Genomic DNA, 16,783 nt, shown 5'->3' with positions numbered 1-16,783 from the left:
CCGCCTATGCCCGTGGTTGAGTACCGAAAGTCATCTCCGCCGCAAGTGAGCGAAAGCCAGATCTGATTGCTGCGATCTTGAAAATGGTCGAAGACTGCCCCCGTGCTGCAACGTACCGTCTCACTGTTTCAGTGACGCAGTGCAGCCTTTTCAGAAATTCATCGTAAGATCGGCCTTGAAACCATGCTCTCTGGCGTTGTTTGCAACCTGACCTGAATAGGACACACCAAGCTTGGCGTTGAGCGAAACGGCAAGATCAATACCAGCCTCCAGAATGGCCGCATCCTTGGCGATCGGCATACCGTCGATTACAAAAGTTTCACCGCCAGCAAAAGCGTTTGCAGAAAATGGTGTCGTTTCGCCGAAAGCATGACGCCAACCCAGCATTCCACGCGCCGAAGCGTTCATCGTTGCTATCGTGAAGCTGGTCGAGGTACGCAAACCGATCGTCGTAAATGTCGCGTCGATGTCGGAACTTTGGCTTGTCAGCGCCGCGGCACCACCCTTTTCCGTGAAGCTGTCGGTATTCAGGTTCACATAGGCAAGGCTTGCGATCGGCTCGAAATCGAAACTGCCCTGTTCGATCTTGCAACCGAGTTCGCCGAAGATCTGTGTGGTGCCGGCGTCATAATCGGCGAGCGATCGGTCGGCAAAACCCGTGAGGGAGACAGATCGGTCGGTTTCAATCCTGTGCCAGGTGTAGGCAGCACCAGTTCTGAGACCCAAAGCGCCCCATTGGGTGCCGCCATAAATGCCGAGATGATAATTGTCACTGGATCCAGACGAAACGCGCTCGTCGACGTCAAAGGACGAGTGACTATAGCCTGCAAGGGCACCAATACGCCAATTGCCGATCGGCGCATCGGCACCGATAAGAAACCCACCGGTATCGTGGCCGAGAGAAGCTGCATTGCTATCTCCGTCGATTTCACCCCATGAGCCGAAGCCATGAGCCCACAGGGCAAAACGATCCACATTGCTCGGAGCAAGAGCAAAAGCACGTGCATCTTTGCCTTCTCCCGCCGTTGCCTCTCCTTCGGGGCGATATACAAAAACCGGTAGCGACTGGGACGCGGGACCCTCAAAGGCAGCGCGGATGCGTGCCGTGGCTGCCTCGCGCGGGAAGCGGCTGTCCTCCAGCATAGCACCCTTTACGGAAGCATGAATCTCGCCGGAGAGCTGATCAAAGGCAGCGCGCGCGCGCTCCCCGTCCGGCAGGCCGGCAATAGTATGATAAACTGGGTTATTGGGCCCCAAGCTTTCTGCGCCGTTACCGGTTGCACACTGGTTGCCGGTCGCTGCAACATCACAGAAAGAGGCAGCGTTGCGCGTAACGTCCAGATAGACAGCAGCGGCATCATAGGTGAGCGTCAGGTTGACAAAGGGCGCATTCTGGTCGAGCGCGTCATAGGTGCCGGTCACCTCGGCAGCGGTCAGAACAGTATAGCGTGTTCCCGCATCATACCCTCCCGGCGCCTTCAGGGCGAAGAGCGTGCCTCCTTCGATTTTTGCTGCGCCGTTAACATCGATCAGGTCCGACTTCCCGGTTGGATCGATTTCCACCTCATAACTGGAACCGGCGAGCTGCGTATAATCGCCAGTAACTGTGAGTGTGCCGATCGAATTGCCCGGCGCAATAGTACCGGAGAGGATCGTCGTGCCGACCGTTCCCGTACCCTGAAGACGTCCGTTGGCCAGCACATCAAGGGTACCGTTGAGTGTACCGTTCACGGCAAGGACACCGGAGGCGAGGGTTGTCGTGCCGGTAAAAGCTGTAGAGTCGCCGGAGAGCACCAGTCCGGCTGTACCGTTCTTGACCAAATTACCTGAGCCTGAGACGATGCCCGCATAGGTGGCATTGACGCCCTGATCGAAGATGAGGCCGCTGCCCGCGTCGATCGAGACATTGCCACCAAACCGCTCGGCCGCGCTGCTCAGATGGCCTTTCTCGATCTTCCAGTCCAGCGAGCTGTGCCCGCCAAGCAGTAATGTGCCGTTGCCATCCTTCACCATATTGCCCGATCCGCCTATATTCCCAGCAAAGGCGGCATTGTCGGCTTGGCTGAATATAACGGTTCCATCACTACCGATATTGCCACGGATCGAGCTGACATTGCCAATAAGCGTGCCAGTTTCAACCAAGGTATTTCCCGTATAGCTGTTGGCGCCTGTGAGCGTCAGCGTGGCGCTTCCCGTCTTGGTGAGACTGCCGGTACCGGAAATTGGCCCGCTCACAGCAAGATCCTCGTTGGTCTGGAAGGTTCCTCCCCCCGTCCCGAGGGTGACGGCTCTTCCTGTCTGGAATGCAGACGTGTTTTGTATCGTCCCGCCATCAAGGGCCAGACCACCGGCCGCGTTACCAAGTTTGGCATCGGATGAGACCGAGAGAGTGCCCCCATTGATTGCCGTCCCACCCGTATAGCTGTTGGTGCCGGACAGGATCAACGTTCCTGAATCATGTTTCACCAGCCCGCCACTTCCCGCGATTGCCGCTGAAATCGTAGCCCGGACGCCCGCATCGGTGCGGATGATCGTATCTGCCGTATTTGTCGTAAGCGTGCCGCCGCCGATCTCATAGCCATCTGTCATGAACTGCATGCCGGTGAAGAAGACATCGCCGGCCGTGTTGTCCACTCGCACCGTGCCTGCCACGCCACCGAAGATCGCGAAATTCTGATTCCAGGATCCATTGAGGGTACCATCAATATTCGCCCAGCTGCGGTCGGCCGCATTCCACACACCATCGCCGCCGTCATTCACACCGTTGTCATGCATGGCCATATTGCTCCCGTCCCAAAAATTCGGAACTGCACCGGCACTGCTGATCAGGTTGACCTGACCGTCTATGTTCGTCTGGACGAAAAGGTCGGAAGCGCTGACGCCCATTGGCAACCCACCGAGCGTCAGTCCACGGTCGATGAGGGCACCACCGTAATTCATCAGGCGGTATACCCCCGCGCCAAAGCCACCGATGTCGGTGACATTCAGCAGGCCGTCAAGAGTAAGGTCACCGGTGATTTCAATCAAATCATTAGTGCCACCACCCACAATGTTGGCCTGGCCAAGCTCATAATCGAGGAATGAACTGCCGCCAAGCTGGAGCGAGCCAAGCGCTATCGTGCCAGCGCTGGAACCGGGTGCGATCACGCCGCCATCGGCGATGATCACGCCGCTGGCGATTGAGCCTGAGCCACCGAGCGTCGCACCGCTGGCTACACTCGTTGCTGTATTACCAAGCGAACCTTCGATCTTGAGCGTGCCATTCGATACTGTTGTGCCCCCTGTGTAGGTACTGTTGCCGCTGAGCGTCTGCGTGCCACTGCCCTGCTTGACGAGAGATCCCGTGCCGGCGAAGTTTCCGGCAAACGTACCATCGCTGGCTGTGCCGAATGTAAGCGACTTGCTACCCAGCGCCACCGCTCCCGCACCGGTAAGGTCACCAATGGTCGTTCCCGCTGGTGCAAGGCCACCAATGTTGAAAACCGCGCCGGCATTCACTGTCATTGCGCCTGCGGGAACGAGCGTTCCGGCGCCTACAAGTTCAAGGGTCCCGCTCGCAATAGTGGTGCCACCGGTGTAATTCTGTGGGTTGAAATACCTGACAGCACCGCCGGGTGCCGCGATGATGACGCCGCCGCCACTGCCACCGCCAATGCCGCCGTCCGTAATGGTACCGCTCCAATCGCTGAAGGAGTTACCGAAGCCAAGCACAAGCGTTTTGGAACCGAGGTTGATAGTGCTGCTGGCGGTGCCGCTAAGCTGGATAACACGTGTACTCGCATCAACCTGGGAAATGTCGAACACTGTCCCTGCGTCGATAATGACATTGCCTGCACCGATCGTCCCAGCCCCGCTGAGAGCAAGCGTTCCCGAATTGATAACGGTGCGGTTGGAATATGTATTGGCGCCGCTCAAGGTCAATGTGCCGGCACCTAACTTGTTGAGGAAGTTACCGCTGCTGTTGTTCGCACCATCGGCAACCACTCCACTGAGAGTCAGATCGAAGCCATTGGTGTCGATGTTATTCGAGGCCGGGCTGCCGACCCGAAGTCCATGAGCCGACGAAAAGGAAGCGCCGGCCTGCAGGGTGCCCCCGGCCAAATCGACCACGCCGGCACTGTCTCCGAGTGTTGCGTCGGAAAAGATGTTCAGCGTTCCCTCCTTGATTGTCCAGGACGTGAGCGCAGTTGTCGTCCCGGTCAGTTCCCAGGTGCTCGCCCCCGTCTTTTCGAATGTCTCAAAGCCGCGATATTGCGCGCTGTCGCCAATCGCAGAAACGTCGAAGACAGTTGTCACGCCACCTCCGAGGGCAAATGTGTCGTCAGTTCCGGCGGTAGCGTCAACATTGCCGGTGATCTCCGAACCATTGCGCAGTTCCAGCCGGTTCGCACCCCCAGCGAACCCGATTGCATTGGCACGGCTGGTTGTGTCGCCGCTCATACCTCCCGAAACCGAACCGGAATTGATGATGGTTACACTATTCCTGATGGCATGGATGCCCGTGCCACCCGGACCATTGCTGCGGATACCGATACCGCCAGTGCCGCCGCTGATATGGCCCGCCTGAACCAGGTTCCCGGCATCGAGGATTAAGCCGATGCCGCCATCGCCACCATTGGCGCGGCTGGTGGTGTTTCCTGAAGCCCCTCCCACCCCGCCATTGAGGTTCCCCTCGACAGTCAGGGACGAGCCTTGATAGGCTAATCCGGCCCCACCATCGCCGCCATCGCCGGCTTGATATCTCGCATCACCGCCCGTTCCGCCCTGTCCTCCGTTCAGGCTGTCACCTGCCAATACATTGCCCGTTCCGCCGCCGGTTACAACTGCACCGTAGCCGCCAGCCCCACCGCCTCCACCATCGCCGCCTGTATTGACAACACCGGTTCCTGTTGCGCTTCCGCCTCTGCCACCATCTCCGCCGATGAACGTACCCGTCGGGATCGTTGCACCTACATATCCATGTGCACCCCCGCCACCACCGCCGCCACCGGCAAAAGTAGCATCGGTCACATCGCCGCCCGCGCTCCCATTGGCGCCCGCTACAGTTCCAGCGTTGCCGCCCACCCCGGCACTTCCCGATCCGAATCCGTAGCTGCCATCGCCACCATTTGCTCCCGGCCCACCACCGCCGCCGCCAGCCGCCGAGCCTTGGCCATCCTGTCCCGGTTGCCCCACATGACTGGCATCAATGCCGCCGCCCGCTCCGCCAGAGGAGCCACCACCGTCACCGCCCCCCGCAAATGCAGAACCGGAAACGAGCAAGAGAGCGAGAACAGAGCCTGTTGCCAGGGTGGAGGCAAAGGCGTTTCCTGGCCGAAAAGCAGAATGTTTGTCAGTATCAATCGCAGACAGCGCAGTCGTAGCGTCAAGAATACCTTTCAGTGTGCCGGGATAAGAACCTAGAATTCCGCCCATATCGCGATGCGCACGCCCCAATCGTCCCGCCATTCTCAATTCCCCCTACAACCACGACAGCGCCATAGTGCGCTATCAAACTGGCCGCTTTTCATAAACTTCCCCGAATGAACAGTAAGACCCCATGCCCTTGATATGCAGTATGCCAGAGCATGTGCAACTGATTTAATGCAACCGAAAGCAGTATTGCCACAACCATAGCCAGTAAAATCAGAAGTATTGGTACATGCAATGGCAATATTGGGTTCACCCATGATCAGTATCGATCCGATATCGAGAAGAAAGCCCAATAGCTCTGTATGCCATTAAGAGTATTCATACGCTGCATGAGGAATAAGCCAATTCTTCAATTCCCGCTCAGCGTACCGGTAGGTATTTGAGAGATTGAACTGACGCCTGCCTTCGCTTGGCGCGAGTTAAGAAGTCGTCAAGTTTGTAATTTATCATCAACCAGTTCCTCAAGTTCAATGTAATCGGGCCAGACACACACCCCTCTCAGAAACATCCATCGTATAGGAATAGATTCTTTAGGTGATGAATAATATTACCTAACTTCTTATGATTATTAAGAAAATTCTGCATGTCAACATTTGAATTATTGTATTTTATTACCAATTCTTACAAATTCTTTCATTTTTACTTTTCCACCCATAGCGATACATCTTTAGGCGGGTAATGACGATAATCTCGGTATAAATCGAGCGGTATTATCTTCAACCACCTTCCCTCTGCCGGCTTTTTCGCGCAGTTTGACCCAGCACGAAAAGATGGTGCTTGCCATACGCGGTCTGGACTTCGAATTAGTTCAGTTGGAAACAGTGACGATGGTGATAGGAAGTGCCAACAACAGTCACAGTGCATGGACACTAAGCAGATTACCTGGAAGTCACACGGTCGGCGTTCTTCTTCGTCATCGTCTGGGCAGCGAGTAGAGCACATTGCATCAATCAAAAATCACGCCTGTACAGAATGGCAACCGAGAAAGCCACGCAGCCATTGAACAGCCCGTTATTGTACTATAGCAGAAGCGGTGAAGGTGTAGCCAACACCATAGACAACCTTGATCGGAGCTGGCAAGTTGGTGTGCTCCTCCAGCTTTCGGCGTAGCCGGCTAACGACGGCGTCGAGATGTCTGTTGTCGAAGCTCGACCTGGGGCGGGCCAGGACTCCCAACAAATCCTCACGCAGGCAGATCTCGCCAAAACGGTTGCACAACACGCTCATGAAGGCGAACTCTGTTGCAGTTAGTTTGAGCGAGCGATGATTGGGCGCGATCAGCATCCAGTTCGTGCCGTCCAGCGCCCACTGATCACTCTTACCATTGGCAGAGTTCGGAAGAGCTCCCGACCGTCGCAGCAGGCTGCGAATTGCGGCTTCAATCTCACGCAATGTGCTGTGCTTGACCAGGTAGATGTCCGCGCCGCTCTCAAAACCCCGGATACGATCGTCACTGTCGCCGAGCGCCGTCAGCATGATGATGTTACAGCCATGCAACTTTCGGATTTCGGTTGCCAGTTCGAATCCATTTCCATCGGGCAACCCGACATCAAGGATGATGACGGCGGGTAAATTTCCGCTTGCAAGTGCCTGGCGCAATTCCCCTGCCGTCGCGACTGCTTTGGCAGTAAAGCCAGCCAGCTCCAGGAAATCAGCCAGATCCTTGCGTAGCCGTGGCTCGTCCTCAACAATGAGAATATATGTCATGCCATTAATTCCTCCAGCGAAGTTTGATCTGCCGCTTCGCTCGACAGAGGTAGTTTCACGATTGCCGTCATGCCGTGCTCGTCGTTGACGAGGAATTGCAGTTTGCCACCATGATAGATGAGCAGTTTGTGTGAAGAGTAGAGACCGAGCCCGGTTCCGGTTCCGGCCATTGTATTGGAGGCCCGAAAAAAACGCCGGCCGATCTTGTGAAGCTCGGCTGGCGGAATACCGATACCCTGGTCGCGGATCCGAATACTCACATCTCGACCGTCCTTGCGTACATCGATATTGACCCGTTGGTTATCCAGAGAGTATTTGAGCGCATTATCAATAAGGTTGATTAGGACTGTCGCCAGCATTTCGGGATCGGCGAGAAGCGAAAGTCCATCGTCATCGGTCGTAAAGACCAAACGCTCGCCACGACCGGTCATCTCGAAATGCAGCCGTACATCCGCGATCAACGAACCGACACGTATCAGATCAGGTCGGAAGCCGCTGTCACGATCGTTGGCCATGAAACGGTCGATAAGGGAAAACAGGCGAGCCAGCGCCTCACCGATACCGACGATCCGCTCCTTCGTCTCTTCAGGTGACCTGTTACCGACAAGATCGATCATATCGACCGCATTGCGGATAATGGCAAGTGGGGTACGGAACTCATGACTGACGATACGCATGAAGTCTGCCTGCTCGTCTCGAAGAGCACGCTCGGCCTCCAGACTTGCGTTCAACTGGCCTTCAAGCTGCCGCCGTTCCTGCACCTCCCGCAACAAGGCGCTGTTTTTCTCGCGCAGATCTGCGGACAAACGTGAGCTGACCATGAAGAGCAGGCACGCGAAAAATGCGATCAGGAACAGTGTGCCTTGCAGCAAATACCAAGCGTTGCGGTCAGCCAAAACCGGGGCGCTTTGGAAATCGGACGGCAGCCGGACCTCGATAACACTCTGGATAATGCTGGCCGCCATATACTCGGCAAGCATACCGATCGTGATCCAGCGCAGGAGTGGGCGTTGCGTCCGGTCCCGCATGAGCCCAAAGCACATCACTGACATGATCACCACTGTAAAGATAGTCGAAGTATGAATGCGGATGGCGAGGTTGCCCGGATCAACTGCGACAGCGGCGCTCCAGGCCACAATCTGGAAGATCAGCAGAGAAATACCAATCCAGGTATAGCGTGGCTGCCCCAGAAAGCGCGCAAGCCCCTCGGCCAGAAGCACAAGGCCCAGCTTGATAATCGTGTTGTGGAGCACGATCGCCCAGGACGCTGGCTGTTCACCGCGCAGGAGTATAAGCAGCACTCCGGCCGCAATAGCGATGAAACCGGCTGCAAGAAACTTCAGTTCGTAAAGATGGCGCCACGCCAGCCAAACAAAGAACCAGATAACGGCCTGCAGGCTTGCGGTTGCAAATGTGACAACCAGAACGGTCTTGAGATCAAGCATTCCTGAGTATTCGTACGGAGTTCCCCTACCGTACCTCCCGCCATATCGATTGTTGAACTTTGCAGGAGTTGCTCGGCGAAGCAAGTGTGGGGCCAGCTCCGCAAGAATTGATCAGAATTCCATAGAATGCTGCATTACAATGCAGCGATAAGTGCCTCACCTACAATTTCAAGGCATTCATCGAGGAATGTATATACAGTTCCTTCAACCGTAAAAATTTCTTCCGTATTGAAGAGCAACCTTCCCGTCGTTGAATACAGCGAGTCAAATGCTTCTTCGCTAGTAAGATTGCCAAGCTCGATAAATCTCTCCATTGAACCTGCGATCGACTGCGCTTCGACCATCATTGCGGTGGACAACTCCTGGAGCGTTGCAAGCTGCTCTTCAATTGTATCGCCAACCACACGAAATCGATACGCAGGCGGCGCACCGGTATTAAAAGCGTAATACGCCCTTTGGGCACCGCCGACTATCATCTGCCCGATTGCCATCGTTTCCATGTTTAATTCTCCGCGAAACTAACATTCACATCGACCACCAGCGAAGTGTGCTGGGACATCGGTGTGCACGAGACGGTTAATTTGGGAGCAATCGGGAAGCTGAAAGGATATGCGGGATCGTCAACTGGCTGGACCCAATTTGGCTCTGTTGAGGTGCCATATGCGATTTCATAATATGGACGCGGGCCCATATGAATGATCTGGGCGGGCATGAAGATCTTCACGCCCCACCTTTGATTGTTCGCCTCATCCCACCAGCCGCAGGCGATCGAGCACAAGCCGCTGGTGACATTTGCGATTGCATTTTCATCCATTGACATGGTGGTGCCGCCACCTTGACCATTTAGGGTATCAGTTGGCATTTGGGAGATTGTACTGACGCCAACCTCGTGGTCATAGTGAGTGTACGAGTCGTCAAGTTTGTAATCTATCAGCGACCAGTTCATGAAATTTATAGTAATGGGCCCAGGCATAAAGTCCTCCTTCAGGAATATTCTCTAAAGATAATTCTATGCACCATGTAAATATTATTTATATTTACATACATAATATTGTTTATAACAGCAGAGAGTGTCAACAATTGAATTACTTTCTTTACTTACCAATTCTTACCAATTCTATTACTGCCGGTTACTGAGGGATTGCAAATTAAAGTGACGATTGAGGAAGATAGATTCTTCATTTCGATCCGCTGAAACTGGCAACGAATCTTTGCGATACGCTCGGCCGCAATGCTGGAAGGTGCATAATGCGTACCTGGCACAACATCAGTTCCTAAACGCGTCGCCTTGATTGGATTCGAGCTGCAGATTCCACATACCAATGCATGAAGCGATTCCCGCGATGCAAGCCGGGGAAATAAGGCTGTGGTCACTCTACTGCCCGCAAGGGTACGATCGCTCTGCCGGTTTTGTTGATCAAACCTCGAATGCTATCGGGATCATTGACCTGTCTGGAGACAAGAATGTCAAAGCCGTCTGAAAAGTTTATAGGACCTCTGTCAAACATCCAGTGAGCCGTTCCCGAAAGTGCAATCCCATTGGTGATAATGTCAGGTCCGTTTGCCGCAACCTGCCGAATGTGTGCAGCATCCACTTCGGCTCGACCACCACCATTGATGAGCCGCCGGACACAACGCGAATTCGTGACGCTCCAGACGGTTGACGTCAGCCTTGCACATTGCGACAAATGACTCATGTCAACCGCAATCACCATCAATCCGGACTATCTTGTCACGCAACTGAAATCGTTGCTGGCGATACCAAGCCCCACGGGTTTCACCGACGAAGCCGTCCGCTTTACCGCCCGCGAATTGCAAAGGCTGGGTCTGGAGGTCGTTCTGACGCGGCGCGGTGCCATTCGCGCGCGCAGGCCCGGCGAGGGAAGAAGGCCCGCCCGAGGTATCGTCTCCCATCTCGACACGCTCGGCGCGCAGGTCAAGCTGCTCAAGGAAAACGGCAGGCTGGAACTCGTTTCGATCGGCCATTGGTCGGCGCGTTTCGCTGAGGGCGCGCGGGCCTCGATCTTTTCCACCAAGGGCATCTATCGTGGCACCATTCTTCCGTTGAAGGCCTCCGGCCACACCTTCAACGACGAGGTGGATTCACAGCCAACCGGGTGGCCCTTCGTCGAGCTGCGTGTCGATGCATTGGCGCGTAACAAGGATGATCTCACGCAGCTTGGTATCGATGTGGGTGATATCATTGCCGTTGATCCGGCGCCGGAATTTCTGGAAAATGGCTTCATCGTATCGCGCCATCTGGACGACAAGGCCGGCGTGGCGGTCATGCTTGCGGCACTCGAGGCTCTGCAAAGAGACAATCTGTCAACGCCGGTTGACACCTATTGGCTTTTCACCATTGGCGAGGAGGTTGGCGTCGGAGCCTCGGCGGCGCTTGTGCCGGATATTGCCTCGCTCGTGGCCATTGACAATGGCACGACCGCACCGGGACAGAATTCAAATGAATTCGGCGTGACCCTTGCCATGGCCGATCAGACCGGCCCATTCGATTATCATTTGAGCAAGAAACTTTTCGAACTGTGCGGTGAGCATGGCATAAGGGTGCAGAAAGATGTTTTCCGCTATTACCGCTCGGATGCAGCTTCGGCGGTCGAAGCCGGCCACGATGTGCGCACCGCTTTGCTTGCCTTTGGTGTGGATGCCTCGCATGGTCACGAACGCATCCATCTGAATGCCCTGATTTCCCTGGCCAAACTCGTCGTGCATTATGCGGCCAGCGAGGTTCAGATCGAACGGGATGCGGAGGAAACCGCAGTTGGTCTCAAGGGTTTCACACGTCAAACCGTATCCGAAGCCGAGCAGGACCTCAAACCCAGCCGATCCTGATGAGACTCTCACCGGAGAGAATCAGCTATCTTGTTGAAATTCCATAGTCTTATCATGAGTAACTGCCCCGTGAGCTTTCTCTTGCGGCCGGCGCGGTACGTTCAAACTCAATGTTTTGCTGATATTTTATTATGATAAATTATTGCCAACGACACATTTATCCGTATAAATTGCAGGTTGTATAGATTGAGCCAAATCGAAAGGATACTTCCCATGAAGAGGCTAATTCGGAAGGTGATGGCAACGGCCGGACTGGTCATCGCACTGGCTGCATCTCCCGCCTGGGCGCAGACGCCGCCCAATGTTCTCGTCGTGGGGCAGATCGCCGAGCCGCAGTCGCTCGATCCGCACACCGTGACGGCAACCAACGACTTTAGAATCCTGGTGAATGTCTATGACGGCCTGGTGCGCTACAAGGACCAGACGCTGGAAGTGGAACCGGCGCTTGCGGAAAGCTGGACGACTTCCGAAGATGGCAAGACCTACACGTTCAAACTGCGGCAGGGCGTGAAATTTCACGATGGATCGCTTTTCAACGCCGAAGCGGTTACGTTCAATTTCGAGCGCATGCTCAAGGAAGACCATCCCTTTTACAATACGGGTCCGTTTCCGCTTTCCTTCAACTTCTCCTCCATCGAATCTGTCAATGCTCTTGACGAGCATACGGTAGAGTTCAAGCTGAAGGAGCCATTTGCGCCCTTCCTTTCCAATCTCGCCTACCCAACAGGGTTGATCGTTTCGCCCGCTGCCGTCAAACAATATGGCAAGGAGTTTGGCCGCCATCCGTCCGGAACGGGTCCGTTCAAGTTTGTTGAATGGCAGTCGAGCCAGCGGGTCGTCGTTGAGCGCAATCCGGATTATTGGGGTGGTGCGCCTGCGCTCGAAGCGGTTGTCTTCCGGCCTATAACAGATGCCAATACGCGCGTCGCCGAAATGATGGCCGGCGGTATCGATGTCATGATGGAGGTGCCGCCGGACAATATTGCAACCTTCAAATCCGATGCGAACTTTGCCGTGTCGGAACAGGTCGGTCCCCATGTCTGGTTCGCGATCCTCAACACCAGGGAAGGCCCCTTTGCTGACAAGCGTGTCCGTCAGGCGGCAAATTACGCGGTAAACAAGGAAACGCTCGTCAATGACGTGTTGCAGGGTACTGCGACCGTTTCGGCCGGACCTATTCCCCCGGCGTTCAACTGGGTGAAGAGTTCGGTCCAGGCATATCCTTACGATCCCGAGAAGGCGAAGGCACTGCTGAATGACGCGGGAGCCAAGAGCCCGCAACTGACCTTCTACGTTGCGGAAGGCGGGTCCGGCATGCTCGATCCGACCACGATGGGCGCAGCCATCCAGGCCGATCTCCAGGCCGTCGGCTTCAAGGTGAAGATAGAGACCTATGAGTGGAACACTTTCCTTGGCCGCGTCAATCCGGGCCTGGAGAAAAAGGCAGATATGGCCGAAATGGCTTGGATGACCAATGACCCGGACACGCTCCCCTATCTAACGCTGAGAAGCGATGCCATGCCGGACAAGGGCGGGTTCAATTCCGGCTATTACTCAAACCCGAAAGTGGACGAGCTTCTGGAAAAGGCGCGGCTTTCGACGGATCAGGCGGAACGCGGCAAGCTCTATGCCGAAGTTCAGGAGATCGTGCACGAGGAAGCGCCCTGGCTGTTCGTGGCCAATTGGAAGCAGAATGCGGTGACGAGTGCGGCTGTTCATGGCTTTAAGCTGCAACCCTCCTTCCTGTTGCAACTTGCTGGTGTCAGCAAGCAGTGACTGATGGTTCACAAGGTGCCGGGAGGTCTTCGATGGCTGCGAGGGATGAGCCATGCTGACCTATATGCTGAAAAGGCTTCTCGCCGTCATTCCGGTCATATTCGGTCTGTCGGTCATTGTGTTCCTGGTGATGGCGCTGATTCCCGGAGATACCGCCACCGCCATTCTCGGCTCCTATGCGACGCCCGAGAATGTGGAGCGCATCAATCGCGACCTCGGCCTGGACAAGCCACTCCTGCAGCAATATGCCATATGGATCGGCAATGTTCTGCGTGGTGACTTTGGCCGGTCCTTTGCGCTCAACCGGCCAGTAATCGACGAGGTACTGGAGCGGTTCCAGGCAACGCTCATTCTCGCCGGGGTTTCGCTGGTGCTTTGCTCGGTCATCGGATTGTTTGCCGGGATTGTTTCTGCCGTACGCCAGTTCGGTTGGGTAGACCGGGTAATCACATTTTTTGTACTTGCCGGCATCTCCATGCCGTCATTCTGGCTTGGACTGCTGCTGATCCTGTTTTTTGCGGTGAAATGGCGCATACTGCCCGCGAGCGGCATGTATTCCGTCTATGGCGGCGGCGATCTCAAGGATCTCCTCCTCCATCTCATCCTGCCCGCCCTGACGCTGGCCATCGTTGCTGCCGGCGTGATCGCGCGGCTGACGCGTGGCGCCATGCTCGAAGTGCTGCGGCAGGATTATATTCGTACCGCCCGGGCGAAAGGGCTGTCTGAACGCCGGGTGATCTATGGCCATGCTTTTCGGGCCGCGCTCGTCAGCGTTATCCCCGTCATCGGCATCCAGGCAGGGTTCGTTCTTGGTGGGGCCGTTTATATAGAAACCGTATTCCAGTGGCCCGGCATAGGCGCGATGCTGGTCAAAGCAATCTCGACGCGTGACATCCTGCTGGTCCAGGGCGGGGTTCTGGTCGTGGCGACAAGCTATGTGCTCTTCAACCTCGTCGCGGACATGCTGCAGAGCATGCTCGACCCGAGGATCAGGACATGAGTGGCGGCCTCGCCACGCAGGCGGCACCGGCCCCCATCGTCGGCCGGGTTTCCGCCTGGAAGCTGTTGATGAACAACCGGCTGGCGGCCGCAGGGTTTTTCCTCCTTCTGGTCATCGGCGTGCTTGTCGTGCTCGCGCCCGTCCTGCCCTTGCCCGAACCCGATGCAACCGCACCGGCGCAGCGCCTTAAACCCGTCCTGACCGCAGGGCATATGCTTGGCACGGACCAGCTTGGCCGTGATATATTGAGCAGGCTTGTCTGGGGCGGCAGGGTGTCCATCGCCGTTGGCTTCACCGCTACGCTCATTGCCGCCGTAATCGGTTCGACCATCGGTATCGTCGCTGGCTATGTGGGCGGGCGCACCGACAATGTGATGATGCGTTTCATAGATACGTTGATGGCCTTTCCCTATATTTTGCTCGCCCTGGCGATCGTCGCCGCGCTCGGTCCGGGATTGATGAACGCACTTTATGCGATCGCCGTCGTCAACATACCCTTCTTTGCACGCAATGTTCGGGGTATCCCGCTCGGCCTCTCCCGCAGGGAATTTGTCGATGCCGCGCGGCTTTCCGGCAAAGGGCATCTCGCCATTCTGACGACAGAGATCTTGCCCAATGTGCTACCGATCATCGTCATAACCATGTCGACCACTGCCGGGTGGATGATCCTGGAAACGGCTGGTCTGAGCTTCCTCGGACTTGGCGCGCAGCCGCCGCAGGCGGATCTCGGCTCCATGCTCGGCGAGGGACGAGCCCAGCTCTTCACTGCGCCGCATGTTTCGATCGTCCCCGGCGTGATGATCTTCCTGATCGTCATCAGCCTCAATGTGCTTGGCGATGGCATTCGCGACATACTCGATCCCCGTTTGAAATCCGGGGCCCTTGCACGACCCGGTCCAGTTACGCAAATCAACAAAGCGCGGAAGAGGCCGCAGAACGGTGCTCCGAACGCGATATTGTCCATCGAGGGGCTCGAAACCACATTCCACCAGAACGACAAAGGCGGGGCAGCCGTCAAGAATGTTTCGCTTCATCTGGAGCCCGGCGAATGTCTCGGTCTCATCGGGGAAAGCGGATCAGGCAAGAGCGTTACGGCCCTTTCCGTCATGGGGCTGGTTGCATCCCCTCCCGGCATCATCCGCAATGGTGCTATCTATCTACAGGGCGAGGATGTGCTGGGGCTGCCGGAAACGAAGCTGATTGCCTGTCGTGGCAGGAAAGTCGCCTATATTTTCCAGGATCCGTTGACGACGCTCCACCCCATGTATCCGATTGGCCGGCAGGTGGAAGAGGCCATTTCCGCGCATCAGCGACTTGGCAGAGCGGGTCTTCGCGAAAAGGCAATTGAATTGCTGGAGCAAGTGGGCATCACGGACGCCCGGGCACGTTCCGCACACTACGCCCATCAATTTTCCGGTGGCCAGCGGCAGAGAATCGGAATCGCCATGGCACTTGCCAATGATCCGGAGATCATCATCGCCGACGAACCCACGACGGCGCTCGATGTAACGGTGCAGGCCCATATCCTCGAACTGCTCAGAGAACTGCAGCGCACCCGCGGCATGGCGATACTCTTCATTACGCATGATTTCGCAGTTGTGTCCGAGCTTTGCGACCGGGTAGCCGTGATGAAGGACGGGGAGATTGTCGAAACAGGCAGCACCAAACTGATACTCGCGGATCCTCAACATAGCTATACGAAACAGTTGATCGCCTGTGTACCGGAATTGGGCGAAGGAAAGGATTTCCTTGGTCGGGTTAGAACTCTTTTTGCAGCTCGCAAAGCCGGGAGGGCAATATGAGCAGCGATGCCATCCGGATCACCGGTCTTGCCAAGAGGTTCGGAGGCGGTTCGTTTCTTGGCAAGGCGGGTCATGAGGTCCTGGCGGTCAAGAACGTTTCCCTTGCCATGCGCCGTGGTGAGACGCTTGCCGTCGTCGGCGAAAGCGGCTCCGGCAAAAGCACCCTGGCGCGCATGCTGGTCGGGCTCGAACAGCCGACGCAGGGACGCATGGAGATCGCCGGGCGCGATGCTGCCGAGCTTCGACGCGCCGGTCCCCGCGCCTTCGGAAAGACGATCCAGTATGTTTTCCAGGATCCCGTTGCGTCGCTCAATCCGCGCAAGACCATCAGGCAGATACTAGAAACACCGCTGAAGCTTCTTTGCGGCTATCATGGCGCGGAAAGGCTGGCGCGTATACGCGATTTGCTCGAAGCGGTGCAAATGCCCGAGGCTACGCTTTCACGCTATCCGCACGAGTTTTCCGGAGGGCAGGCACAGCGTATCGCGATAGCCAGGGCCCTGGCGGCAGAGGCCGAAATCCTGGTTCTGGACGAGCCTGTCAGCGCTCTGGACGTCTCGGTCCAAGCGCAGATTCTCCTGCTGCTGGCGGATTTGAAACAGCGCTTCAATCTCTCCTACCTCTTTATCAGCCATGATCTGGCTGTGGTCGAGGCAATCTCTGATCGCGTCGCGGTCATGTATCGCGGAGAAATCGTCGAGACTGCACCTGCTGCGCGTCTGTTTGCTGAGCCCGAACATTCCTATACACGCCAGCTCATCTCCAGCGCGCCCCGGATCAGGAAAGAGTAAGTC

10 protein-coding genes and 1 pseudogene are annotated in these 16,783 nt (G+C 56.1%); 5 read left to right on the top strand and 6 right to left on the bottom strand.

What is annotated here, in order from left to right; genetic code table 11:
• Positions 1-150: 150 nt before the first annotated feature.
• The 6 genes and pseudogenes from ACYJL1_RS23355 to ACYJL1_RS23330 all read right to left on the bottom strand — a co-directional run.
• Positions 151-5,448, bottom strand: a complete 5,298-nt coding sequence (locus ACYJL1_RS23355) for an autotransporter domain-containing protein (RefSeq protein WP_460899491.1) — start codon at positions 5,446-5,448, stop codon at positions 151-153.
• Between the two features lie 975 nt (positions 5,449-6,423).
• The gene (locus ACYJL1_RS23350) at positions 6,424-7,119 is read right to left on the bottom strand and encodes a response regulator transcription factor (RefSeq protein ID WP_460899490.1); all 696 of its coding nucleotides are present in this window, start codon (positions 7,117-7,119) and stop codon (positions 6,424-6,426) included.
• The gene (locus ACYJL1_RS23345; protein WP_460899489.1) at positions 7,116-8,564 is read right to left on the bottom strand and encodes a sensor histidine kinase; all 1,449 of its coding nucleotides are present in this window, start codon (positions 8,562-8,564) and stop codon (positions 7,116-7,118) included. Before ACYJL1_RS23345 ends, ACYJL1_RS23350 begins: the two co-directional genes overlap by 4 nt.
• A gap of 134 nt (positions 8,565-8,698) precedes the next feature.
• Complete coding sequence (locus ACYJL1_RS23340; RefSeq protein ID WP_460899488.1) at positions 8,699-9,064, bottom strand: hypothetical protein; 366 nt, start codon at positions 9,062-9,064, stop codon at positions 8,699-8,701.
• 2 nt (positions 9,065-9,066) lie between these two features.
• Complete coding sequence (locus ACYJL1_RS23335) at positions 9,067-9,537, bottom strand: hypothetical protein (RefSeq protein WP_460899487.1); 471 nt, start codon at positions 9,535-9,537, stop codon at positions 9,067-9,069.
• Between the two features lie 397 nt (positions 9,538-9,934).
• A pseudogene (locus tag ACYJL1_RS23330) lies at positions 9,935-10,189 on the bottom strand (HNH endonuclease); the annotation flags it as partial.
• Between the two features lie 70 nt (positions 10,190-10,259).
• Between ACYJL1_RS23330 and ACYJL1_RS23325 the strand changes: the two are divergent.
• The 5 genes from ACYJL1_RS23325 to ACYJL1_RS23305 all read left to right on the top strand — a co-directional run bounded on the left by ACYJL1_RS23325 (position 10,260) and on the right by ACYJL1_RS23305 (position 16,780).
• Positions 10,260-11,411: an osmoprotectant NAGGN system M42 family peptidase gene (locus ACYJL1_RS23325; RefSeq protein ID WP_460899486.1), complete on the top strand. Its 1,152-nt coding sequence runs from the start codon at positions 10,260-10,262 to the stop codon at positions 11,409-11,411.
• A gap of 213 nt (positions 11,412-11,624) precedes the next feature.
• Complete coding sequence (locus ACYJL1_RS23320; protein ID WP_460899485.1) at positions 11,625-13,187, top strand: ABC transporter substrate-binding protein; 1,563 nt, start codon at positions 11,625-11,627, stop codon at positions 13,185-13,187.
• Between the two features lie 52 nt (positions 13,188-13,239).
• Entirely contained in the window at positions 13,240-14,187 is a 948-nt protein-coding gene (locus tag ACYJL1_RS23315) for an ABC transporter permease (protein ID WP_460899484.1), read from the top strand.
• Positions 14,184-15,989: an ABC transporter permease subunit gene (locus ACYJL1_RS23310; RefSeq protein WP_460899483.1), complete on the top strand. Its 1,806-nt coding sequence runs from the start codon at positions 14,184-14,186 to the stop codon at positions 15,987-15,989. The genes ACYJL1_RS23315 and ACYJL1_RS23310 overlap by 4 nt, the downstream gene beginning before the upstream one ends.
• The gene (locus ACYJL1_RS23305) at positions 15,986-16,780 is read left to right on the top strand and encodes an ATP-binding cassette domain-containing protein (protein WP_460899482.1); all 795 of its coding nucleotides are present in this window, start codon (positions 15,986-15,988) and stop codon (positions 16,778-16,780) included. Before ACYJL1_RS23310 ends, ACYJL1_RS23305 begins: the two co-directional genes overlap by 4 nt.
• Positions 16,781-16,783 lie beyond the last annotated feature (3 nt).

This window comes from Phyllobacterium sp. K27 (genome assembly GCF_054796155.1).
This window is presented reverse-complemented; position numbering and strand designations above follow the sequence as displayed.